The sequence below is a fragment of the Telluria sp. Soil_C_11 genome, assembly GCF_057657395.1.
The window spans coordinates 293804-315703 of sequence record NZ_JBDGIN010000006.1 but is presented as its reverse complement, the minus strand read 5'-3'; the positions used below and the strand labels follow the sequence as shown (position 1 = coordinate 315703).

The following is a 21900-nucleotide window of genomic DNA, read 5'->3' as shown; positions in this document are numbered from 1 at the left end:
ATCATCAAGGGTTCGGCACGTATGGCCCTGGAAGGCCAGGCTGGCGAGATGGGCGAAGACTGCATCATCCGTCTGGCCGAAGCGCTGGATTCGTACATCCCGACCCCGGAACGTGCCGTTGACGGCGCCTTCCTGATGCCGGTGGAAGACGTGTTCTCGATCTCGGGCCGCGGTACCGTGGTGACCGGTCGTGTCGAGCGCGGCATCATCAAGGTCGGCGAAGAGATCGAAATCGTCGGCATCACCGACACCGTGAAGACCACCTGCACCGGCGTGGAAATGTTCCGCAAGCTGCTGGACCAGGGTCAAGCTGGCGACAACGTCGGCCTGCTGCTGCGCGGCACCAAGCGTGAAGACGTCCAGCGTGGCCAGGTTCTGGCCAAGCCGGGCTCGATCAAGCCGCACACCGACTTCACCGGCGAAGTGTACGTGCTGTCGAAGGACGAAGGTGGTCGTCACACCCCGTTCTTCAACAACTACCGTCCGCAGTTCTACTTCCGCACCACCGACGTGACCGGCTCGATCGTTCTGCCGGCCGACAAGGAAATGGTGATGCCGGGCGATAACGTGTCGATCACCGTCAAGCTGATCGCCCCGATCGCGATGGAAGAAGGTCTGCGCTTCGCAATCCGCGAAGGCGGCCGTACCGTCGGCGCCGGCGTCGTGGCGAAAATCATCGCCTAATTCCGGTTAGCGTGATTCGCCGGTGGGCGCCCTGGTGGCGTACCGCCGGCACAACGGATGGGGACAGACTTTTCGGTCTGTCCCCATCTGTTTAGGTGAGAAGGGTGATATACTCCCGCCTCTTGAGTGGACCTCGGTAAACCTACTGCGCGTTGCACTGTCGGCCTGCGATGCTCGCTGTACTGCTCGTACAGCTGCGCTTCTCGACCAACATTGCTGCCGCTCGCTACGGTTTACCGAGGTCCACTTGAGTACCCGAAGCACCTTTTACACATTGCCGGCGCAAGCCGGAACGTTCTTTTAAAGGAAATAGCATGTCCGCTCCGAATCAGAAAATCCGCATCCGCCTGAAAGCGTTCGACTACAAACTGATCGACCAGTCCGCTCTGGAAATCGTCGACACCGCCAAGCGCACCGGCGCTGTCGTCAAGGGCCCGGTTCCGCTGCCGACCCGCATCCAGCGTTTCGACGTGCTGCGTTCCCCGCACGTGAACAAGACCTCGCGCGACCAGTTCGAAATCCGTACGCACCAGCGTCTGATGGACATCGTGGACCCGACCGACAAGACCGTTGACGCACTGATGAAGCTGGACCTGCCGGCTGGCGTCGACGTCGAAATCAAGCTGCAGTAATCGGTTTTAGCCTGGCGGATCCGCTCCGCCGGCGAACACGGGGCTGGCCTTGCATCGCGGGCCGGCCCCGTTTTCTTTTGTGCTGGCAATCCTGATAGGATGTTGCCATGACAACTTCTTTCCTTTCCCGGCAGGCCGCATCCCTCCGCCAGACCCCGTGGCTGGACATACTCCGCAACGCCTGGCTGGTCTTGATGGGTGGCATGCTGGTCAAGCTGATCCTCCCCGCCGGCCCGGCCCACAGCCTCCGTCCCCTGTTCCTCGCGGCACCGCTGCTGGTCCTGGCCGCCAAGGACCTGTCGCACCTGCCCGACGCGCTCGCGCGCACCCGCGCCGCCGTGCACGCGCGCGCATGGCGGGCGCTGCCCGCCGCGTGGCTGCCGCCGGAACTCGTCGGCCTGATCCGCCTCGACCGCGCGCTGCGCCATGGCTTCCTGAGCTGGCTGCGCCGCCGCCCCCGGCCCGAGCCGCCGGCCGGCCGCGCTTTTCCGTACCTGGAGCTTGGCTCCTACCGCACGGCCGTCGCCATCGTGCTGGTCTCGACCTGCGTCGAGTTGCCGATCAATGCTGCGGTCCTGCCCTTGTTCGTGCATGAGCCAGCCAGGCTTCACCTGATCCACCTGTTGATGCTGGCCGCATCCCTGTCCACGCTGGCCTGGGTGCTGGGCGACCGCTGGCTTCTCGGTGCCGGCCGGCACGTGCTGACGGAGCAGGGCCTGGAACTGCACATCGGCGCCCGCACCCGAGGCGTGATCCCGCTGGACGCCATCGCCGCCTGCGAGCGTATCGACGAGCCCCCGTCCGGCTGGCTGCGCCGCCGCGGCATCGGACGCGCCGAAGCTTTACTCGCTTCCCCTCTTGATAAGCCGAACACCGTCCTGATCTTCAGCCCAGACAGCCAGGTGCGCCTGACCCACCTCGGGGTCGAGCGCGCCGGCCTGGCCTGCGTTTTCCTCTATGTGGACCGCCCGCAAGACCTGATGCACGCGCTCGCACCGCACTGATGGGCATATGTATGTTGTAACTTTTGAAACATATCGGCGATAATCGCGGTTCAGGAGGAACGCGATGGCGACTATGAAGCAGGTGGCGGAACGTGCCGGGGTATCGATCTCGACCGTTTCGCACGTGATCAACAATACCCGCGCCGTCAGCGATGACGTGCGCCGCCGGGTGCTGGAGATCATCGACGAGATGCGCTACGTGCCCAGCGCCGTTGCCCGCAGTCTCAAGAACGACAAAACCAACACCATCGGCGTGCTGGTGCCGAACAGTTCCAATCCCTACTTTGCCGAACTGATCCGTTGGATCGAGGACGCGGCCTTCGAGTCGGGCTACCACATCATCCTCTGCAATGCCCACGGCGACGCGCACAAGCAGAACGTCTACCTGCGCCTGCTGATGGAAAAGCGCATCGACGGCCTGGTCCTGATCGCCAGCGGCGCCGACGAGGAGCACGATCTGCTGCTGCGCCAGGAATCCGTGCCCATCATCCAGCTCGAGCGCGCCCTGCCGGGGCTGGATGCCGACCTGGTGCTGGCCGGGCAGGAAGAGGGCGCCTGGCAGGCGACGCGCCACCTGATCGAACTGGGCCACCGCGCCATCGCCTGCGTGTCCGGCCCGGCCGACCTGCCGCGCAGCCGTGAACGCGTGGGCGGCTTTATGCGCGCCATGCGCGAAGCGGGGATCGCCGTGCAGGACGACGACGTGGTCCACGTGGAGTTTACCAGCGCCGGCGGCCACGCGGCCTTCGCCAGCCTGCTGGCGCGGCCGCGCCGTCCGAGCGCCGTGTTCGTTACCAGCGACCTGATGGCGATCGGCGGCCTGTGCGCCGCCAGCTCCGCCGGCGTGAAAGTGCCCGGCGAGCTGTCGGTGGTGGGCTATGACGACATCTGCACGGCCAGCTATGCGATACCGCCGCTGACCACGATCGCACCGCCCAAGCGCGAGATGGCGCGCCTGGCGATCGGCCGGCTGATCGAGCGCATCCGCGGCGTGCATGAGCCGTTGCGCAAAATCGCCCTGGCCAGCGCGCTAGTGGTGCGCGCCTCGACCGCGCCGGCCTGCTGAGCGCTCAGCCGGCTGCCGGCGGCAGTGGCGCGGGGCCGCGTTCCACCGGCGCCAGGCCCTGGCGTTCCTGCGCCGCCAGGTCGCGCGCATCGTGCACGTGCAGGGTCTGGGTCGGGAAGGCCAGTTCGATGCCTTGCGCCGCGAGGCGGTCCAGCAGCTGCAGGTAGATCTCCTGCTGGATGTCCATGAAGCGGATGTAGTCCGGCGTTTCGACCCAGTACACGACCTCGAAGTTGTACGACGACGGACCGATCCCGCTGAAGTGGGCGCGGTCGAAGGTGACCGGTTCGCGCGCCTTGACGAGTTCGGTCAGCATCGGCGGAATCGCCCGCAGCTTGTCGGTGGGCGTGTCGTAGCCGACGCTGACCCCGAACACCACCCGGCGCCGCTCCATGCGCGTCATGTTCTGCAGGCGGCTCTTGAGCAGGTCGGCATTCGAGAACACCAGCTGCTCGCCGCCCAGGCTGCGGATGCGGGTGGTCTTCAGGCCGACGTACTCGATCGTACCCAGGTATTTGTCGACGATGACGAAGTCGCCGATCACGAAGGGTTTGTCGAGCACGATGGAGAGGGAGGCGAACAGGTCGCCGAGGATGTTCTGCACCGCCAGCGCCACCGCGATGCCGCCGATCCCCAGCGAGGCCACCAGGGTCGTGATGTTCACGCCCAGGTTATCCAGGATCATCAGCAGGATCACGATCCACAGCACCATGCGCGCGATGAAGCCGACCGCCGCGGCCGAGGTGGCGCGGGCCGGATCGGTGGTGGTGTTGCCGTAGTATTCGGACAGCCAGGCGCGCAGCGCGGTATTGCCCCAGATCGCCGCCTGGATCAGCCCGGTCACGATCGCGGCCCGCGTGGCGAACACGTGGACCGGGGGCGGCAGCGCCAGCACCCGGCTGCCCGCATACAGGCCCATGATCACCACCACCAGCGGCTTGGTCGCATCCAGCGCCGCCACCGCAATGTCGTCGAGCTTGGTCTCGGTGCGTTCCGCCAGCCGCCGCAGGTGATGGGCCACCACCGCCTTGGTCACGTACAGCGCGAGCGCCACGCCGATGGTGATGCCCAGCGCGGTCAGCCAGGTCAGCGTCGAATTATCGAAGAACATTACATCCATGCCTCATCCTCTTCCGTAGATGGCCTATTGTAACGGCCGCCTGCGGCGGTTCCGGCATCGCGCGCTCGCGATTTCGTGCGCTTGCTCCTGTCGTTAATACTGCGACAAAACAGTGAAAATTGTTGTGCGGCAACGACTTGTGTACTTCCTGGTATCGATCAATGGGTTCGCCCCGCTTACACTGCTCGTTTCATCGATATCAGATACGGGAAACAGGCATGCCGAGGAAAGCACAATCGATCGCGCGCTGGACCGCCCTCGCGCTGGCCCTGGCGGTGCTTGGCGCCGGCCTCGCCGTTTCCTACGTGGTCTTCCATGCGCGGGCCAGCGCGCACCGGCAAACGGCGTCAGACAATTTCCAGGATATCGCGAAGCAGTACGCTTTCATGGTCCAGCGGCAGCTCGACACCTATGCGGGTGCCAACCGCGGCCTGGCCGCCTATGTGAGCGCCAGTACCGACATCGACGCGCTCGGCCTGCGCTCCTTCATCCGCGCGGCGGCCTATTTCGAGCGCATGCCCGGCCTGTCATCGGCCGGCTACCTGCCGCGCGTGCCGCGTTCGCAGGCGGCTGCCTTCGAGCGCAAGGCGCGTGCCGAGTTCCCCAACTATCGTATCCGCGATGCGCGCCCGGACGCCGATGTCCTCTATCCGGTGCTGTATGGCGAGGACGCCGTCGATCCCGCCTACATGGACGCGGCCCGCGGCTTCGACTTTTCGAACGTGCCCGACCGCCTTCCGGCAATCCGGGCGGCCGAGGCGAGCGGCCTGCCGGCGGCAACCCGGGTACATCCGTCGCTCCGCCACAAGCGCACCCGTACCCTGCTGACCTTCACGCCGGTCGCTACCTTGCCGGCATCGGAGCACGGCGGGCGGGCCAGCGGCGTCGTCTTCACCGCGATGAACGTGGACAGGCTGTTCGCCAACACCGATAACGGACGCCTCGACACCCTGTTCGACCTCGAGGTCTACCAGGTGGAGAACGGCCGCCGCATCGCGGTGTACGACGCCGACCACGTGCCGCACGTCGACGCGTCCGGCCCGCTCCATACTTTCGTCCATACCAGCGAGCTCCGCTATGCGGACAAGACCTGGACATTGTATTTCTTCGCCAAGCCGGCCTTCCTCGCCGCGCACAGCGACCGCCACAGCTGGATGGTGTTCGCCATCGGCGCCCTGCTGTCCGTGATCGCGGCCTATGCCACCTTCCGGATGGCGGGGTCCTATGTCGCCCGCCAGACCAGTGCCGACCTGGCGGGGCGCTTCGCGGCGTTCTTCGAGGCTCATCCGTTTGCCACCTATGTCATGGACCGCGAGCGCCGCGTTGTGTCCGCGAACCAGAAGATGGCGAAGGAGCTTGGCGTCGATCCCGAGCAATTGATCGGGGCGCCGGTGGACCAGTTCATCGTCGCAGAGAACCGGGAATTCGCCGCCCGGCACTTCCACCACGCGCTGGCGGGACACGCCGTGGCCTACCACAACACGATCCGCGATGCCGACGGAAAGACCAGCGACCTGGCGATCGTGCTGATCCCGATGCTCGCGGCCGGCGAGATCACGCGCGTGCTCGGCATTGCCGAAAACATCACCGAGCGCAAGCGCGTCGAGCGGGAACTCTACGAATCGCGCCAGAAGCTCCAGCTCATTCTCGACACCGTTCCGCAGCGCGTGTTCTGGCGCGACGTGAACGGCGCTTACCTGGGCGCCAACCGCCGCCTGCTCGAGGAGGCGGGTCTGGAGCGGGTCGAGCAGCTGCGCGGCCTGACCGACCACGACCTGCCGTGGCGCGAGTTCGCCCAGCGCTACCGCGACGAGGACCGGCAGGTGATCGAGACCGGGCAGCCGCTCCTGAACGTACAGCAGTCGATCGAGCAGCCGGATGGCACGGTGATCTGGCACGAAGTCAGCAAGGTTCCGCTGCGCGACGACGACGGCACCGTGGTCGGTCTGCTCGGGGTGGCGCGCGACATCACCGAAAGCAAGCGCATGGAGGCGGAACTGGTGCGGCGCGCCAACCACGACAACCTGACCGGCCTGCCCAACCGCGCCTATTTCCATTACGAGCTGCAGCAGGCGATCAAGCGGGCCCAGCGACACAGCGGCGAACTCGCGCTGATGTATTTCGACATCGACCGCTTCAAGCTGATCAACGACACCTTCGGCCACGATGCCGGCGACCTGGTGATCCGCACCTTCGCCGACCGCGTGCGCTCGACCCTGCGCGAGTCCGATTTCGTGGCGCGCCTGGGCGGCGACGAATTCGTGCTGATCGTCGAGAACCTGGCCAGCAGGGCAGAGGCGGGCGGCGTGGCCGGCAAGCTGATCGCGGCGATGGAGGAGCCGTTCGACCTTGGCGGGCGGACCCACCAGGTCAGCACCAGCATCGGCATCGCGATCTTCGAGGAGGGCATGGGCGCCGACCGGCTGCTCAAGGCCGCGGACGAGGCCATGTACGCGGCCAAGCGGGCGGGCCGCAACTGCTTCCGCGACGCAGCTCCGGCCCAGGCGCCCGGATAAAAAACCGGCCCCTGCAATCCGCGCAAACAGGATATGCAAATCGGGGCTTGCAAATCTTCAATGGGGTTACGTATAATGCGGTTCCCCGGGCGGTTAGTTCAGCTGGTTAGAATACTTGGTCGACATCCAAGGGGTCGCAGGTTCGAATCCTGCACCGCCCACCAGAATTCCTCCATATCGCAGGCGACTGGCCTGCAGAGAAAAGGTGCAGCAAGGCCTTTTCTGTGCCGCTCGACAAGAGCGGATTCCTTTCTTCTCCATGACAAAAGCGTAAAACGCAACAGGCTGCGTTACTCCTCGCATTCTCCTGTTGCGCCTACTCGACGCCCGCGCTATACTAGCCGGCTTCGGTATGGGCTAGTCTTTTTTTGCCCATGCGTTTTTGTAGTTCAATTAGCCCCGCCCAATCGTAGGTGGGAATGGAGAAAAAATGAGCCTGGGCCTCCTCGGTCGCAAGGTTGGCATGATGCGCATCTTCACGGACGACGGCGATTCGATTCCCGTCACCGTGCTGGACGTGTCGAACAACCGTGTTGCGCAAGTCAAAACTCCTGAAACTGACGGTTACTCCGCTGTTCAGGTCGTATTCGGTCAACGTCGCGCCTCGCGCGTGAACAAGGCCAGTGCGGGTCACTACGCCAAAGCTGGTGTCGAAGCCGGTACGCTGCTGAAGGAATTCCGCATCGACGCCGCTCAAGCCGCTGGTTTCAAAGCTGGCGATGCAGTCAATGTCTCGATGTTCGAAGTGGGCCAGAAAATCGACGTGCAAGGCACCTCGATCGGTAAGGGCTACGCCGGTACCATCAAGCGTTACAACTTCTCGTCGGGCCGTGCTACCCACGGTAACTCGCGTTCGCACAACGTTCCGGGTTCCATCGGTATGGCACAGGATCCGGGCCGCGTGTTCCCGGGTAAGCGCATGACCGGTCACATGGGTGATGTCACTGTCACCACCCAGAACCTGGAAATCGCCCGTATCGACGCCGATCGTCAACTGCTGCTGGTCAAGGGTGCCGTTCCTGGCGCCAAGAACGGCCAAGTGGTTGTCAAGCCGGCTGTCAAAGTCAAAGCAAAGAAGGGAGCTTAAACGATGGAACTGAAGCTCCTGAATGAGCAAGGCCAAGCCGGCTCGAACGTGAGCGCCACCGACGAAGTCTTCGGTCGCGATTACAACGAAGCACTGATCCACCAGATCGTGGTCGCCTACGCCGCCAACGCGCGCTCGGGCAACCGCAAGCAGAAGGATCGTGAAGAAGTCAGCCACACGACCAAGAAGCCGTGGCGTCAAAAAGGTACGGGCCGCGCTCGTGCCGGTATGTCGTCCTCGCCGCTGTGGCGTGGTGGTGGTCGTATCTTCCCGAACTCGCCTGACGAGAACTTCTCGCACAAGGTCAACAAGAAGATGTATCGCGCCGGTATGTGCTCGATCCTGTCGCAGCTGGCCCGCGAAGAGCGTCTGAACGTCGTCGAGAACCTGACCATCGAAGCTCCGAAGACCAAGCTGCTGTCGCAAAAGCTGCAGGGCATGGGCCTGGAATCGGTCCTGGTGATCACCGACACCATCGACGAAAACCTGCTGCTGGCATCGCGCAACCTGCCGAACGTGCTGGTTGTCGAGCCGAAGCACGCTGATCCGATGTCGCTGGTGTTCTACAAGAAAGTCCTGGTCACCAAAGCTGCTCTGGCCAAGATCGAGGAGATGTACGCATGAGCGCCGCAATCAAATTCAGCGAAGAGCGCCTGATGAAGGTGCTGCTGGCTCCGGTCATTTCCGAAAAGGCGACCTTCGTCGCCGAGAAGAACGAACAGATCGTGTTCAAGGTTCTGCCGGATGCGACCAAGCCGGAAATCAAGGCCGCCGTCGAACTGCTGTTCAAGGTGGAAGTCGAGTCGGTGCAGACCGTGAACCGCGAAGGCAAGCAAAAGCGTTCGGGTCGTTTCATCGGTCGCCGCAACCACACCAAGCGCGCTTTCGTGGCCCTGAAGCCGGGCCAGGAAATCAATTTTGTCGAGGAGGCTAAATAATGGCACTCGTTAAGATGAAGCCAACCTCCCCAGGCCGCCGCGGCATGGTGAAGGTTGTGAACAGCGACCTGTACAAGGGTCGTCCGTTCGCAGCCCTGGTTGAGAAGAAATCGAAGACCGCTGGCCGTAACAACAACGGTCACATCACGACCCGTCACATCGGCGGTGGTCACAAGCACCACTACCGTGTCGTGGACTTCAAGCGCAACAAGGACGGCATCCCGGCCAAGGTCGAGCGTATCGAATACGACCCGAACCGTACCGCCCACATCGCGCTGCTGTGCTACGCCGACGGCGCACGTGCCTACATCATCGCCCCGAAGGGCGTTGCTGTCGGCGATACCGTCATGAACGGCGCGGAAGCCCCGATCAAGGCCGGTAATTGCCTGCCGATCCGCAACATCCCGGTTGGTACCGTGATGCACTGCGTCGAAATGCTGCCGGGTAAAGGCGCACAGATGGCCCGCACCGCCGGCGCCGCTGTCGTGCTGATGGCCCGCGAAGGCACCTACGCCCAGGTTCGCCTGCGCTCGGGTGAAGTGCGCCGCGTGCACATCGAGTGCCGCGCCACCGTGGGTGAAGTCGGCAACGCCGAACACAGCCTGCGCAAGATCGGTAAAGCCGGTGCGATGCGTTGGCGCGGTGTCCGCCCGACCGTCCGCGGTGTCGTCATGAACCCGATCGACCACCCGCACGGTGGTGGTGAAGGTCGTACGGCTGCCGGTCGTCATCCGGTGTCGCCATGGGGCCAGCAGACCAAGGGCAAGAAGACGCGTTCGAACAAGCGCACTTCGTCGATGATCGTCTCGCGCCGCGGCAAGAAATAAGGGATAAAACATGACTCGTTCATTGAAAAAAGGGCCGTTCATCGACGCCCACCTGGTGAAGAAGGTCGAAGCCGCGCAAGCAGCCAAGGACAAGAAGCCAGTCAAAACCTGGTCGCGCCGCTCGACGATCACTCCGGACTTCATCGGTCTGACCATTGCCGTGCACAACGGCAAGGTGCACGTGCCGGTGTACGTGTCGGAGAACATGGTCGGCCACAAGCTCGGCGAATTCGCGCTGACCCGTACGTTCAAGGGCCACGCTGCTGACAAGAAGGCGAAACGATAATGGAAACTAAAGCAATCCTCAAAGGCGTTCGCCTGTCCGAGCAGAAGGGCCGCCTGGTTGCGGACCTGATCCGTGGCAAGAAGGTCGACGCTGCGCTGAACATCCTGCAGTTCAGCCCGAAAAAAGGCGCCACCATCATCAAGAAGGTGCTGGAGTCGGCAATCGCCAACGCCGAGCACAACGATGGTGCCGACATCGACGAACTGAAGGTCGTTCAGATCTACGTCGAAAAGGGTCCGATCCTGAAGCGCTTTACGGCTCGCGCCAAAGGCCGCGGTGATCGCATTTCGAAACAATCCTGTCACGTCTACGTGACTGTCGGTAACTAAGGAGCATACGATGGGTCAGAAAATCCACCCAACCGGCTTCCGCCTGGCGGTCACCCGTAACTGGGCGTCGCGCTGGTACGCGGGCAACGGCAATTTCGCCGACATGCTGAAGGAAGACCTGGAAGCACGCGCTTTCCTGAAGAAGAAGCTGAAGAACGCTTCCGTCGGCCGTATCGTCATCGAGCGTCCGGCCAAGAACGCACGCTTCACGATCTACTCGTCGCGTCCGGGCGTGGTCATCGGCAAGAAAGGCGAAGACATCGAAGTTCTGAAGTCGTCGCTGACCAAGATCATGGGCGTGCCGGTCCACGTGAACATCGAAGAAATCCGCAAGCCGGAAATCGACTCGCAGCTGATCGCCGACTCGATCGCCCAGCAGCTCGAAAAGCGCATCATGTTCCGTCGCGCCATGAAGCGCGCGATGCAGAACGCCATGCGCCTGGGCGCTGTCGGCATCAAGATCATGTCGTCGGGCCGCCTGAACGGCATCGAGATCGCACGTACCGAATGGTACCGCGAAGGCCGTGTGCCCCTGCACACCCTGCGCGCCGATATCGACTACGGCACCAGCGAAGCCTCGACCACCTACGGCATCATCGGTGTCAAGGTCTGGGTTTACAAGGGCGACCGCTCGGCAACGGGCGAAGCTCCGGTGATCGAGACCCCGGCCGACGAGAAGAAGCCGCGCGGTCCGCGTCGTGACGATGGCAAACCGGCTGGCCGTGGCCGCCCGGGCGCCAAGCCAGGTACCGCACCAGCAGGCCGCCGCGCTGCCAAGCCGGCTGCTGAGAAAGCAGGAGAATAAGCATGCTGCAGCCATCCCGCAGAAAGTATCGTAAAGAGCAGAAGGGCCGTAACACCGGCATTTCGCACACCCGCGGCACCGCTGTGTCGTTCGGTGAGTTCGGCCTGAAGGCCGTTGCCCGCGGCCGTATCACGGCCCGCCAGATCGAAGCGGCACGTCGTGCCATGACCCGTCACATCAAGCGTGGCGGCCGTATCTGGATCCGTATCTTCCCGGACAAGCCGATCTCGAACAAGCCGGCTGAAGTCCGTATGGGTAACGGTAAGGGTAACCCGGAGTACTACGTCGCTGAAATCCAGCCGGGCAAGGTCCTGTATGAGATGGACGGCGTCGCAGAAGAACTGGCGCGCGAAGCATTCCGCCTGGCCGCTGCCAAACTGCCGCTGGCAACCACTTTCGTGGTGCGCCAAGTCGGCCAATAACAGGAGTTAAGAATGAAAGCAACGGAACTCCGCGGCAAGGACCAGGCAGCTCTGCAGCAAGAGCTGAATGAGCTGCTGAAGGCACAGTTCGGCCTGCGCATGCAAATCGCAACGCAGCAGCTGACCAACACCGCTCAGCTCAAGAAGGTGCGCCGCGATATCGCCCGCGTCAAAACCGTGATGACCCAGAAGGAAGCCAAATGAACGACACCACTAAAACGGCGCTGAAGCGTACGCTGGTCGGCAAGGTCGTGTCCGACAAGATGGACAAGACGGTAACCGTGCTGGTCGAGCGTCACGTCAAGCACCCGCTGTACGGCAAGATCATCGTGCGCTCGAACAAGTATCACGCGCACGACGAGACCAACCAGGCCAAGACCGGCGACACGGTCGAGATCCAGGAAGGTCGCCCGATCTCGAAGACGAAAGCTTGGACCCTGACCAAAGTTGTACAGGTCGCACAGGTTCTGTAAGGCCTGAAAATTTGTCTTGCGTGGCCCGCTGGTATCTGGGATACTAGCGGGCTTCGTTCATGTGTTGCCGCAGTGTGTCCCCGCGATTGACTGCGGCCTGCAATGAAGTAATTGGAAAGTCCAATCACCCAAACGTATTGCTCCAGCAGGGGCGGTGCGACGGGACCAAGACTGACCGCAGGCCTACGGATTTCCGTGGGGTTTCTTCGGCTTAAGTTGGGAAAGAAAATATCATGATTCAAACCGAAAGCCGGCTCGAAGTGGCCGACAATACCGGTGCAAAAGAAGTTCTGTGCATCAAGGTATTGGGCGGCTCCAAGCGCCGTTATGCCAGCATTGGCGACGTGATCAAGGTCACCGTGAAGCAGGCTGCTCCGCGCGGCCGCGTCAAGAAAGGTGAAATCTACAATGCCGTGGTCGTGCGTACCGCTAAAGGTGTGCGCCGCCAAGATGGCTCCCTGGTGAAGTTCGACGGCAACGCCGCCGTCCTGCTGAACAGCAAGCTGGAGCCGATCGGTACCCGCATCTTTGGACCGGTGACCCGCGAACTGCGCACCGAAAAGTTCATGAAGATCGTGTCCCTGGCACCTGAAGTTCTGTAAGGGAGTCGCAATGGATAAGATTCGTAAAAACGACGAAGTCATCGTTCTGGCCGGTAAAGACAAAGGCAAGCGCGGTGTCGTTCAGCAGCGTGTAGATGCTGAGCACGTCATCGTTGAAGGCGTGAACGTGGCCAAGAAGGCCGTCAAGCCGAACCCGATGACCGGCGTAACTGGTGGTATCGTCGACAAGACCATGCCGATTCACGTGTCGAACGTCGCTCTGTTCAACGCAGCGACCGGCAAGGCTGATCGCGTCGGCTTCAAGGATGTGGATGGCAAAAAAGTCCGCGTCTTCAAGTCGAACGGCGAAGTAGTGAAGGGGTAATAAGAAATGGCCCGTCTCCAACAACTGTATAAAGACAAAGTCGTCGCTGAGCTGTCCGAGAAATTCGGCTACAAATCGGTGATGGAAGTGCCGCGCCTGACCAAGATCACCCTGAACATGGGTCTGTCGGAAGCTGTCGCCGACAAGAAGGTCATCGAGCACGCCACTGGCGACCTGACCAAGATCGCCGGCCAGAAGCCGGTCGTGACTAAGGCTCGCAAGGCAATCGCAGGTTTCAAGATCCGCGAAGGCTACCCGATCGGCACGATGGTGACCCTGCGCGGCGCCCGCATGTACGAATTCCTGGACCGTTTCATCACCGTGGCCCTGCCGCGCGTGCGTGACTTCCGTGGCGTGAGCGGCAAATCGTTCGACGGTCGTGGCAACTACAACATCGGCGTCAAAGAGCAGATCATCTTCCCGGAAATCGATTACGACAAGATCGATGCGCTGCGTGGCATGAACATCTCGATCACGACCACCGCTAAGACCGACGAAGAAGCCAAAGCGCTGCTCGCCGCCTTCAAATTCCCGTTCAGGAACTAAGAGCATGGCAAAACTTGCACTGATCAACCGCGAACAGAAGCGTGCAGACCTGGTGGAGAAATTCGCCGCAAAGCGTGCCGCTCTGAAAGCAATCATCGACGACCAGTCGAAGACCGAAGAAGAGCGTTACGAAGCACGCCTGAAGCTGCAGGCCCTGCCGCGTAACTCGGCCCCGACCCGCCAGCGTAACCGCTGCGCCATGACCGGCCGTCCGCGTGGCACTTTCCGTAAATTCGGTCTGGCCCGTACCAAACTCCGCGAATTCGCCATGAAAGGCGAAATCCCGGGTATGACCAAAGCTAGCTGGTAATAGGAGAATAAGCAATGAGTATGAGCGATCCTATCGCCGATATGCTGACCCGCATCCGCAACGCACAAGGCGTGCAAAAGACCACCGTGTCGATGCCGTCGTCGAAAGTGAAAGTTGCGATCGCCAACGTCCTGAAGGACGAGGGTTACATCGAAGATTTCGCCGTGTCCACCGAAGGTGGCAAGTCGGAACTGAACATCGGTTTGAAGTATTACGTTGGCCGTCCGGTTATCGAGCGCCTCGAGCGCGTGTCCCGTCCTGGCCTGCGCATCTACAAGGGTAAAGACGAGATCCCTCAGGTCATGAACGGCCTGGGCGTGGCAATCGTGTCGACCCCGAAGGGTGTGATGACCGACCGCAAAGCACGCGCAACCGGTGTCGGTGGCGAAGTGATTTGCTACGTGGCTTAAGGAGTAGACGATGTCTCGAGTAGCTAAGATGCCGATCGCCGTTCCGGCCGGCACTGACGTCCAGATCTCCGCTTCGGCGATCACGGTCAAGGGCCCGCTGGGCACCCTGACCCAGCCGCTGAACGGTCTGGTCAAAGTAGAAAACAACAATGGCTCGCTGACCTTCGACGTCGTGAACGATTCCCGCGAATCGAACGCCATGTCGGGTACCCTGCGCGCCCTGGTCAACAACATGGTGACCGGCGTGACCAAGGGCTTCGAGCGCAAGCTGACCCTGGTCGGCGTGGGCTACAAGGCAGCTGTGCAGGGCAACGCCCTGAACCTGTCGCTGGGCTTCTCGCACCCGGTTCTGCACGCGATGCCGGAAGGCGTCACCGCAGCAACCCCGACCCCGACCGAGATCCTGATCAAGGGTATCGATCGCCAAAAGGTCGGCCAGGTTGCCGCTGAAGTGCGCGCTTACCGCTCGCCTGAGCCTTACAAGGGCAAGGGTGTCCGTTATGCGGACGAAGTGGTGAAGCTTAAAGAAACCAAGAAGAAATAATCGGAGCTGACGATGGACAAGAAAGAATCGCGTCTGCGTCGCGGACGCCAAACCCGCATCAAGATCGCGCAGCTGGGCGTGAACCGCCTGTCGGTGCATCGCACCAACCTGCACATCTATGCGAACCTGATCAGCCCGGATGCGAAAGTCCTGGTTTCGGCTTCGACGCTGGAAGCAGAAGTGCGCGCCGAGCTGGGCGGCAAGTCGGGTGCGGGCGGCAACGCCGCTGCAGCCGCACTGGTCGGCAAGCGCGTCGCAGAAAAAGCACTGAAAGCAGGGATCACCGAAGTCGCATTCGACCGTTCGGGTTTCCGTTACCACGGCCGTGTGAAGGCGCTGGCTGAAGCCGCGCGTGAAGCCGGTCTGAAGTTCTAAGGAAGAATCGTCATGGCAAAAATGCAAGCGAAAATGGCAAGCGACAAGCCGGATGATGGCATGCGCGAGAAAATGATCGCGATCAACCGCGTGACCAAAGTGGTCAAGGGTGGTCGTATCATGGGTTTTGCAGCGCTGACCGTTGTCGGTGACGGCGATGGCCGCATCGGCATGGGTAAAGGCAAGTCGAAGGAAGTTCCGGTCGGCGTGCAAAAGGCAATGGAAGAAGCCCGCCGCAACCTGATCAAGGTGCCCCTCAAGAACGGTACCCTGCAGCACACCGTTACCGGCCGTCACGGCGCCTCGCGCGTCCTGATGTCCCCGGCCAAGCCGGGTACCGGCGTGATCGCCGGCGGCGCAATGCGCGCAATCTTCGAGGTGATGGGCGTGACCGACGTGGTCGCCAAGTCGACCGGTTCGTCGAACCCGTACAACCTGGTTCGCGCTACCCTCGACGGTCTGGCGAAGATGAGCACTCCGGCTGACATCGCTGCCAAGCGCGGCAAGTCGGTCGAAGAGATCCTGGGTTAAGGGGAATTACCATGGCAAACACCATCAAAGTCAAGCTGGTCAAAGGCCTGATCGGTACCCGTCAGGATCACCGCGCCACCGTGCGCGGTCTGGGTCTGCGTCGTGTCAACTCGGTTTCCGAGCTGCAGGACACCCCGGCGATCCGCGGCATGATCAACAAGGTCAACTACCTCGTGAAAATTGTCGACTAAGCCGCGGCTTGGTTAACGGAGAAAACAATGCAACTCAATACCATTCAACCTGCTGACGGCGCCAAGCACGCTAAGCGTCGCGTCGGTCGCGGTATCGGCTCGGGCCTGGGCAAGACTGCCGGCCGCGGTCACAAAGGTCAGAAATCGCGTTCGGGCGGCTTCCACAAAGTCGGCTTCGAAGGCGGTCAGATGCCTCTGCAGCGCCGTCTGCCGAAGCGCGGCTTCAAGTCCCTGAACGCTACGTTCAAGGCTGAAGTCCGTCTGTCGGACCTGAACAACCTGGCCGTCGGCGACGTCGACATCCTGGTGCTCAAGCAAGCCGGCGTGCTGCCGGTCGTCGCTCGCGATGTGCGTGTGATCCTGTCGGGTGAAATCACCAAAGCGGTGAACCTGAAAGGCATCAAAGCCACCGCTGGCGCGAAGGCAGCGATCGAAGCAGCTGGCGGTTCGGTCGCCTAAACGCGGCCGCTGCCTGATCGGAGCAAAAATTGGCGACTAATTCACAACTTGGTAAAAGTGCCGCATCCGGTTTCCCCTGGGGCCGGTTGTGGTTCCTGCTTGGGGCATTGGTCGTGTACCGCATCGGAGCTCACATCCCGGTCCCCGGGATTGATCCGGTCGCCATGGCCCAGCTGTTCAAGCAGAACGAAGGCGGCATCCTTGGCATGTTCAACATGTTCTCGGGCGGCGCCTTGTCCCGCTTTGCCGTGTTCGCTCTCGGTATCACGCCTTATATTTCGGCTTCGATCATCATGCAGCTGGTGTCGATCGTCTCGCCGCAGATGGAGGCACTGAAGAAGGAAGGCGAAGCCGGCCGCCGCAAGATCACCCAGTACACCCGTTACTTCACGGTCGTGCTGGCTCTGTTCCAGGCGTTCGGCATCGCGGTCGCGCTGGAAGCCCAGCAAGGCCTCGTGCTCGATCCGGGCATGGCGTTCCGCTTCGTGACCGTCGTGACCCTGCTGACCGGCACCATGTTCCTCATGTGGCTGGGTGAGCAGATCACGGAACGTGGTCTTGGCAACGGTATCTCGATCATCATTTTTGCCGGTATCGCAGCCGGTCTGCCGAGCGCGCTGGGGAATCTGTTCACCCTCGTGTCGCAAGGTTCGATCAGCAGCATTTCCGCAATCTTCATCGTGATTCTGGTGGCCCTGGTGACCTACGCGGTCGTGTTCGTAGAACGCGGCCAGCGCAAGATCCTGGTGAATTACGCGAAACGCCAGGTCGGTAACAAGATTTACGGTGGACAAACCAGCCACCTGCCGCTGAAGCTGAACATGGCTGGTGTGATCCCGCCGATCTTCGCTTCGTCGATCATCCTGTTCCCGGCCACGATCGTCGACTGGTTCACGCGCGGCAAGGACTCCTCCAGCCCCTTCATCGGGTTCCTGAAGGACCTGGCTGCGTCGCTGAGCGCAGGCGAGCCGATCCATGCGTTGCTGTATGCGGTGGCGATCGTGTTCTTCTGCTTCTTCTATACGGCGCTGGTATTCAACAGCAAGGAAACGGCGGACAACTTGAAGAAGAGCGGCGCATTCGTTCCGGGCATCCGTCCGGGCGAGCAGACTGCGCGCTACATCGACAAGATCCTGATGCGCCTGACCCTCGCCGGTGCGGTCTACATCACCCTGGTGTGCCTGCTTCCGGAGTTCATGACGTCGTACTGGAAAGTTCCAGTGTATTTCGGCGGCACCTCACTGCTGATCGTGGTGGTGGTGACCATGGACTTCATGGCACAGGTACAGAACTACGTCATGTCGCAGCAATACGAATCTCTGCTGCGCAAGGCGAATTTCAAGGGCGGTATCCCGTCGCGTTGAGCGGCGCCGGATACCCAGGAGTGGAATAGACCGAATGGCAAAAGACGACGTCATCCAAATGCAAGGGGAGATTCTCGAGAATCTCCCGAACGCGACCTTTCGCGTGAAGCTGGAAAACGGGCACGTGGTGTTGGGACATATCTCGGGTAAAATGCGGATGAATTACATCCGCATCCTTCCGGGCGACAAGGTGACGGTGGAACTGACTCCGTATGACCTGTCCCGGGCCCGCATCGTGTTCCGCACCAAGTAAAACATTTAGTAATCGAATCTGGAAGAGAGTGCAAAATGAAAGTTAACGCTTCAGTCAAGCGGATCTGCCGCAACTGCAAGATCATCAAGCGCAAGGGCGTGGTCCGCGTGATCTGCGTCGAGCCGCGTCACAAGCAGCGTCAAGGTTAATACGAGGAATAACGAATGGCACGTATTGCAGGGGTCAATGTCCCCAATCATCAGCACACCGTCATCGGCCTGACGGCGATCTACGGCATCGGCCGTACCCGTTCGCAGCAGATCTGCGCAGCGACCGGCGTTGCTACCAATAAGAAGGTCAAGGACCTGGACGACAACGAACTGGAAAAGCTGCGTGAGCAGGTTGGCAAGTTCGTGGTCGAAGGCGATCTGCGCCGTGAGCTGTCCATGAACATCAAGCGTCTGATGGACCTGGGCTGCTACCGCGGCATGCGTCACCGCAAGGGCCTGCCGGTCCGCGGTCAGCGCACCCGTACCAATGCACGTACCCGCAAGGGCCCGCGCAAGGCCGCTCAATCGCTGAAGAAATAATCTAGGAACCGACCATGGCTAAGCAACAAAGCAGCGCAGCAGCAGCGCGCATCCGTAAGAAGGTCAAGAAGAACGTCGCCGAAGGCATCGCACACGTCCACGCTTCGTTCAACAACACCATCATCACGATCACCGACCGTCAGGGCAACGCCCTGTCGTGGGCAACTTCCGGCGGCGCCGGCTTCAAGGGTTCGCGTAAGTCGACCCCGTTCGCGGCGCAGGTCGCAGCTGAAGCCGCAGGCAAGGTCGCTCAGGAATACGGCGTGAAGAACCTGGAAGTGCGCATCAAGGGCCCGGGCCCGGGCCGTGAATCGGCTGTGCGCGCGCTGAACAACCTGGGTATCAAGATCACCGAGATCCAGGACGTGACGCCGGTTCCGCACAACGGCTGCCGTCCGCCGAAGCGCCGTCGTATCTAATTCCGCTGGCGGCTTCGCCCGCCTGTGGTAGATGCGCGACGTCAGCGTCGTGAAAGAATCGCCGGTGCAGTGAGCCCAGAAATGGGTTATACTGCCCGGCTATTGTCGCCTTGGGTCGCCATGACACCAAGGTTTTTGTAAGCCACGTCCGATCTCATGCAGAATCGGACTAGCGCCTGTTGTGGACTTATCCTCACATCGGACCACATCCGGGGCGTGATCATTCAAACAAAGGAAGTTTAACGTGGCACGTTATATCGGACCAAAAGCAAAACTGTCGCGCCGTGAAGGCACCGACCTGTTCCTGAAGAGCGCACGCCGCTCGCTCGACTCCAAGTGCAAACTGGACGTCAAGCCGGGCCAGCACGGCGTCAAGTCGGGCGCTCGTACCTCGGACTACGGCAACCAGCTGCGTGAAAAGCAGAAGGTCAAGCGTATCTACGGCGTGCTGGAGCGTCAGTTCCGCCGCTACTTCGCCGAAGCGTCGCGCCGCAAGGGCAACACCGGTGAGACCCTGCTGAAGCTGCTGGAATCGCGCCTGGACAACGTCGCTTACCGTATGGGCTTCGGCTCGACCCGCGCCGAAGCGCGCCAGCTGGTCAGCCACAAAGCCTTCACCGTGAACGGCAACGTCGTGAACATCCCGTCGTTCCAGGTCAAGACCGGCGACGTGATCGCTGTCCGCGAAAAGGCCAAGAAGCAGACCCGTATCGTCGAAGCGCTGTCGCTGGCTGAACAAGTCGGCATGCCGAGCTGGGTCTCGGTCGACGCCAAGAAGATGGAAGGCACCTTCCGCGCCTTCCCGGAGCGTAACGAGATCGCTGCCGACGTCAACGAAGCGCTGATCGTCGAACTGTACTCGCGTTAATTGACTTCATCGCGGTCACCCCGCGATGATTTGTCGTTCCTCCCATTGGTCGGAACGACTCCCCGCGAAGGCGGGGACCCAGGTTCTGCATGAGTTCAAGTAATGCGTGCAAGCCTGGGTTCCCGCCTCCGCGGGAACGACGGAGCAACTGTCTCCGTCTTGAACCGAATTCGCTGTACCCGCCCGCCATCGCAGCGGGCGTTTCTACTGATGCCATCAGCCTTATCGGTGTAACGAGCCGAGGGTATTGATAAAGGACCTTTCATGCAAAATAGTCTGTTGAAGCCACGTATTATCGATGTCGAGACGCTCGGCGCCGGTCACGCAAAAGTCGTGATGGAGCCGTTCGAACGTGGTTATGGCCATACGCTGGGCAACGCGCTGCGCCGCGTGCTGCTGTCGTCGATGATCGGCTATGCGCCGACCGAAGTGACGATCGCCGGTGTCGTGCACGAGTACTCCTCGCTGGACGGCGTGCAGGAAGACGTGGTCGACCTGCTGCTGAACCTGAAGGGTGTCGTGTTCAAGGTGCACAACCGTGACTCCGTGACGCTGACCCTGAAGAAGGAAGGCGAAGGCCCCGTCCTGGCATCGGACATCGACCTGCCGCATGACGTCGAACTGATCAATCCGGAACACGTGATCGCCCACCTGACCGCCGGCGGCAAGCTGGACATGCAGATCAAGGTCGAGAAGGGCCGCGGCTATGTGCCGGGTAACGTGCGCCGCCTGTCGGAAGACACCAACAAGACCATCGGCCGCATCATCCTGGACGCCTCGTTCTCGCCGGTGCGCCGCGTGTCGTACGCCGTGGAATCGGCCCGTGTCGAACAGCGTACCGACCTGGACAAGCTGATCATCAACATCGAGACCAACGGCGTCATCACCCCGGAAGAAGCGATCCGCCAGTCGGCACGCGTGCTGGTCGACCAGCTGAACGTGTTCGCCGCCCTGGAAGGCACCGAAGCCGCCGCCGAAGCACCGTCGCGCGCTCCGCTGGTCGATCCGATCCTGCTGCGTCCGGTGGACGACCTGGAACTGACCGTCCGTTCGGCAAACTGCCTGAAGGCCGAGAACATCTACTACATCGGCGACCTGATCCAGCGTTCGGAAAACGAACTGCTGAAGACCCCGAACCTGGGCCGCAAGTCGCTGAACGAGATCAAGGAAGTCCTGGCTTCCCGCGGTCTGACCCTCGGCATGAAACTCGAGAACTGGCCGCCGGCAGGTCTCGAGAAGTAAGCTCGATAAACCTACTGCGCGGGCACATTTCGGGCCTGCGATGCTCGCCGTACCGTAAGTACGGCTGCGCTTCTCGGCCCGAACTGAGCCCTGCTCGCTACGGTTTCTCGAGCTTACGAAACTGTAGTGGTTTGCTGTTTGTAGTACCGCCTGGTGCATGCGGCATCAAGCGTTTTCATCCATTAGAACCGGTCCGCGCTCCCGCAAGCTGCATGAGCGATCGAAGAACTGGAATATAAAACTCGAAAGGATTTACCATGCGTCACCGTCACGGCCTCCGTAAGCTGAACCGTACTTCGTCCCACCGCCTGGCCATGCTGCGCAACATGACCGTTTCGCTGCTGCGTCACGAAGCGATCAAGACCACCGTTCCGAAAGCAAAGGAACTGCGCAAGGTCGTCGAGCCGATCATCACCCTGGGCAAGAAAGACACCCTGGCAAACAAGCGCCTGGCATTCGCCCGCCTGCGCGACCGTGAGATCGTCCAGAAGCTGTTCGCCGACATCGGCCCGCGCTTCGCGAACCGCAACGGCGGCTATACCCGTATCCTGAAGATGGGCTTCCGCGTTGGCGACAACGCGCCGATGGCCTACGTCGAACTGACCGACCGTCCGGAAGTCGGCGTCGACGAAAACGCACCGACCGCCGAGTAATCGGTTCGTCAGCGTATAAAAAACCAGGCTTCGCGCCTGGTTTTTTTTCGCCCGTGCATCGGCGACACGCCGGGTGTACCATTCTGCTG

The 21900-nt window shown here is 61.5% G+C and carries 34 protein-coding genes and 1 tRNA gene; 34 read left to right on the top strand and 1 reads right to left on the bottom strand.

Translation table 11 applies throughout. From position 1 onward, the window contains the following. From AC3A6M_RS13225 to AC3A6M_RS13210, 4 genes are all read left to right on the top strand, one after another. The coding region (locus AC3A6M_RS13225; RefSeq protein ID WP_487853166.1) for an EF-Tu C-terminal domain-related protein at positions 1–684 on the top strand (684 nt) is incomplete at its 5' end. A gap of 314 nt (positions 685–998) precedes the next feature. Then, positions 999–1316 (top strand): 30S ribosomal protein S10, encoded by a 318-nt coding sequence (rpsJ, locus tag AC3A6M_RS13220; protein ID WP_005663509.1) that lies wholly within the window; start codon positions 999–1001, stop codon positions 1314–1316. A gap of 107 nt (positions 1317–1423) precedes the next feature. Then, positions 1424–2320, top strand: a complete 897-nt coding sequence (locus AC3A6M_RS13215; RefSeq protein WP_487853165.1) for a hypothetical protein — start codon at positions 1424–1426, stop codon at positions 2318–2320. A gap of 64 nt (positions 2321–2384) precedes the next feature. Next, positions 2385–3386 carry a LacI family DNA-binding transcriptional regulator gene (locus AC3A6M_RS13210; protein WP_487853164.1) on the top strand — a complete coding sequence of 334 codons (1002 nt, stop codon included), beginning with the start codon at positions 2385–2387 and terminating at the stop codon, positions 3384–3386. A gap of 4 nt (positions 3387–3390) precedes the next feature. On the opposite strand, the gene AC3A6M_RS13205 is transcribed toward AC3A6M_RS13210, so the two are convergent. Then, the gene (locus AC3A6M_RS13205) at positions 3391–4506 is read right to left on the bottom strand and encodes a mechanosensitive ion channel family protein (protein ID WP_487853163.1); all 1116 of its coding nucleotides are present in this window, start codon (positions 4504–4506) and stop codon (positions 3391–3393) included. Between the two features lie 218 nt (positions 4507–4724). On the opposite strand from AC3A6M_RS13205, the gene AC3A6M_RS13200 reads away from it, so the two are divergent. From AC3A6M_RS13200 to rplQ, 30 genes are all read left to right on the top strand, one after another. Continuing rightward, positions 4725–7022, top strand: a complete 2298-nt coding sequence (locus AC3A6M_RS13200) for a sensor domain-containing diguanylate cyclase (RefSeq protein ID WP_487853162.1) — start codon at positions 4725–4727, stop codon at positions 7020–7022. Positions 7023–7109: 87 nt separating this feature from the next. Further along, positions 7110–7186, top strand: a tRNA-Val gene (locus AC3A6M_RS13195). A gap of 266 nt (positions 7187–7452) precedes the next feature. Then, positions 7453–8109, top strand: coding sequence for a 50S ribosomal protein L3 (gene rplC, locus AC3A6M_RS13190; RefSeq protein ID WP_258844038.1), 657 nt, complete (start codon positions 7453–7455; stop codon positions 8107–8109). 3 nt (positions 8110–8112) lie between these two features. Further along, on the top strand, positions 8113–8733 hold the full coding sequence (gene rplD / locus AC3A6M_RS13185) for a 50S ribosomal protein L4 (RefSeq protein WP_290414987.1): 621 nt from the start codon (positions 8113–8115) through the stop codon (positions 8731–8733). After that, positions 8730–9047, top strand: a complete 318-nt coding sequence (rplW, locus tag AC3A6M_RS13180) for a 50S ribosomal protein L23 (protein ID WP_442124865.1) — start codon at positions 8730–8732, stop codon at positions 9045–9047. Before rplD ends, rplW begins: the two co-directional genes overlap by 4 nt. Beyond that, the gene (gene rplB / locus AC3A6M_RS13175) at positions 9047–9874 is read left to right on the top strand and encodes a 50S ribosomal protein L2 (protein ID WP_487853161.1); all 828 of its coding nucleotides are present in this window, start codon (positions 9047–9049) and stop codon (positions 9872–9874) included. The genes rplW and rplB overlap by 1 nt, the downstream gene beginning before the upstream one ends. 10 nt (positions 9875–9884) lie before the next feature. After that, positions 9885–10160: a 30S ribosomal protein S19 gene (gene rpsS / locus AC3A6M_RS13170; protein WP_047826122.1), complete on the top strand. Its 276-nt coding sequence runs from the start codon at positions 9885–9887 to the stop codon at positions 10158–10160. After that, on the top strand, positions 10157–10489 hold the full coding sequence (gene rplV / locus AC3A6M_RS13165; protein WP_170976705.1) for a 50S ribosomal protein L22: 333 nt from the start codon (positions 10157–10159) through the stop codon (positions 10487–10489). Before rpsS ends, rplV begins: the two co-directional genes overlap by 4 nt. Positions 10490–10499: 10 nt before the next feature. Beyond that, positions 10500–11294 carry a 30S ribosomal protein S3 gene (gene rpsC, locus AC3A6M_RS13160; protein ID WP_487853160.1) on the top strand — a complete coding sequence of 265 codons (795 nt, stop codon included), beginning with the start codon at positions 10500–10502 and terminating at the stop codon, positions 11292–11294. 2 nt (positions 11295–11296) lie between these two features. Then, positions 11297–11716, top strand: coding sequence for a 50S ribosomal protein L16 (rplP, locus tag AC3A6M_RS13155; RefSeq protein WP_005663456.1), 420 nt, complete (start codon positions 11297–11299; stop codon positions 11714–11716). Positions 11717–11728: 12 nt separating this feature from the next. Then, a complete protein-coding gene (gene rpmC, locus AC3A6M_RS13150; protein ID WP_056449176.1) occupies positions 11729–11920 on the top strand; it encodes a 50S ribosomal protein L29 in 192 nt (63 codons plus the stop codon). Then, positions 11917–12189: a 30S ribosomal protein S17 gene (gene rpsQ, locus AC3A6M_RS13145; protein ID WP_047826119.1), complete on the top strand. Its 273-nt coding sequence runs from the start codon at positions 11917–11919 to the stop codon at positions 12187–12189. The genes rpmC and rpsQ overlap by 4 nt, the downstream gene beginning before the upstream one ends. Positions 12190–12422: 233 nt before the next feature. Next, positions 12423–12791, top strand: coding sequence for a 50S ribosomal protein L14 (rplN, locus tag AC3A6M_RS13140; protein WP_056126494.1), 369 nt, complete (start codon positions 12423–12425; stop codon positions 12789–12791). Positions 12792–12801: 10 nt separating this feature from the next. After that, the gene (gene rplX, locus AC3A6M_RS13135; protein WP_166857987.1) at positions 12802–13116 is read left to right on the top strand and encodes a 50S ribosomal protein L24; all 315 of its coding nucleotides are present in this window, start codon (positions 12802–12804) and stop codon (positions 13114–13116) included. 6 nt (positions 13117–13122) lie between these two features. After that, on the top strand, positions 13123–13662 hold the full coding sequence (gene rplE / locus AC3A6M_RS13130) for a 50S ribosomal protein L5 (RefSeq protein WP_487853159.1): 540 nt from the start codon (positions 13123–13125) through the stop codon (positions 13660–13662). 4 nt (positions 13663–13666) lie between these two features. Further along, positions 13667–13972: a 30S ribosomal protein S14 gene (gene rpsN / locus AC3A6M_RS13125; RefSeq protein ID WP_036240351.1), complete on the top strand. Its 306-nt coding sequence runs from the start codon at positions 13667–13669 to the stop codon at positions 13970–13972. 14 nt (positions 13973–13986) lie between these two features. Next, complete coding sequence (gene rpsH, locus AC3A6M_RS13120) at positions 13987–14382, top strand: 30S ribosomal protein S8 (protein ID WP_487853158.1); 396 nt, start codon at positions 13987–13989, stop codon at positions 14380–14382. Between the two features lie 10 nt (positions 14383–14392). Next, complete coding sequence (gene rplF / locus AC3A6M_RS13115; protein WP_487853157.1) at positions 14393–14926, top strand: 50S ribosomal protein L6; 534 nt, start codon at positions 14393–14395, stop codon at positions 14924–14926. A gap of 12 nt (positions 14927–14938) precedes the next feature. Next, entirely contained in the window at positions 14939–15301 is a 363-nt protein-coding gene (rplR, locus tag AC3A6M_RS13110) for a 50S ribosomal protein L18 (RefSeq protein WP_036240357.1), read from the top strand. Between the two features lie 12 nt (positions 15302–15313). Beyond that, on the top strand, positions 15314–15832 hold the full coding sequence (rpsE, locus tag AC3A6M_RS13105) for a 30S ribosomal protein S5 (protein WP_036172216.1): 519 nt from the start codon (positions 15314–15316) through the stop codon (positions 15830–15832). An 11-nt stretch (positions 15833–15843) separates the two neighbouring features. After that, positions 15844–16023 (top strand): 50S ribosomal protein L30, encoded by a 180-nt coding sequence (rpmD, locus tag AC3A6M_RS13100; protein WP_036240361.1) that lies wholly within the window; start codon positions 15844–15846, stop codon positions 16021–16023. A 27-nt stretch (positions 16024–16050) separates the two neighbouring features. Next, the gene (gene rplO / locus AC3A6M_RS13095; protein ID WP_296953170.1) at positions 16051–16482 is read left to right on the top strand and encodes a 50S ribosomal protein L15; all 432 of its coding nucleotides are present in this window, start codon (positions 16051–16053) and stop codon (positions 16480–16482) included. Between the two features lie 29 nt (positions 16483–16511). Then, on the top strand, positions 16512–17846 hold the full coding sequence (gene secY / locus AC3A6M_RS13090; protein ID WP_487853156.1) for a preprotein translocase subunit SecY: 1335 nt from the start codon (positions 16512–16514) through the stop codon (positions 17844–17846). 34 nt (positions 17847–17880) lie between these two features. Continuing rightward, complete coding sequence (gene infA, locus AC3A6M_RS13085; RefSeq protein WP_005663428.1) at positions 17881–18099, top strand: translation initiation factor IF-1; 219 nt, start codon at positions 17881–17883, stop codon at positions 18097–18099. A 35-nt stretch (positions 18100–18134) separates the two neighbouring features. Further along, positions 18135–18248, top strand: a complete 114-nt coding sequence (gene rpmJ / locus AC3A6M_RS13080) for a 50S ribosomal protein L36 (RefSeq protein WP_005663407.1) — start codon at positions 18135–18137, stop codon at positions 18246–18248. A gap of 15 nt (positions 18249–18263) precedes the next feature. Beyond that, positions 18264–18629, top strand: a complete 366-nt coding sequence (gene rpsM, locus AC3A6M_RS13075; protein ID WP_047826109.1) for a 30S ribosomal protein S13 — start codon at positions 18264–18266, stop codon at positions 18627–18629. 14 nt (positions 18630–18643) lie between these two features. After that, complete coding sequence (rpsK, locus tag AC3A6M_RS13070) at positions 18644–19048, top strand: 30S ribosomal protein S11 (protein WP_036172227.1); 405 nt, start codon at positions 18644–18646, stop codon at positions 19046–19048. 244 nt (positions 19049–19292) lie between these two features. Further along, positions 19293–19916 carry a 30S ribosomal protein S4 gene (rpsD, locus tag AC3A6M_RS13065; protein WP_487853155.1) on the top strand — a complete coding sequence of 208 codons (624 nt, stop codon included), beginning with the start codon at positions 19293–19295 and terminating at the stop codon, positions 19914–19916. Between the two features lie 264 nt (positions 19917–20180). Then, complete coding sequence (locus AC3A6M_RS13060; RefSeq protein ID WP_036240374.1) at positions 20181–21158, top strand: DNA-directed RNA polymerase subunit alpha; 978 nt, start codon at positions 20181–20183, stop codon at positions 21156–21158. A gap of 257 nt (positions 21159–21415) precedes the next feature. Next, a complete protein-coding gene (gene rplQ / locus AC3A6M_RS13055) occupies positions 21416–21811 on the top strand; it encodes a 50S ribosomal protein L17 (protein WP_047826107.1) in 396 nt (131 codons plus the stop codon). Positions 21812–21900 lie beyond the last annotated feature (89 nt).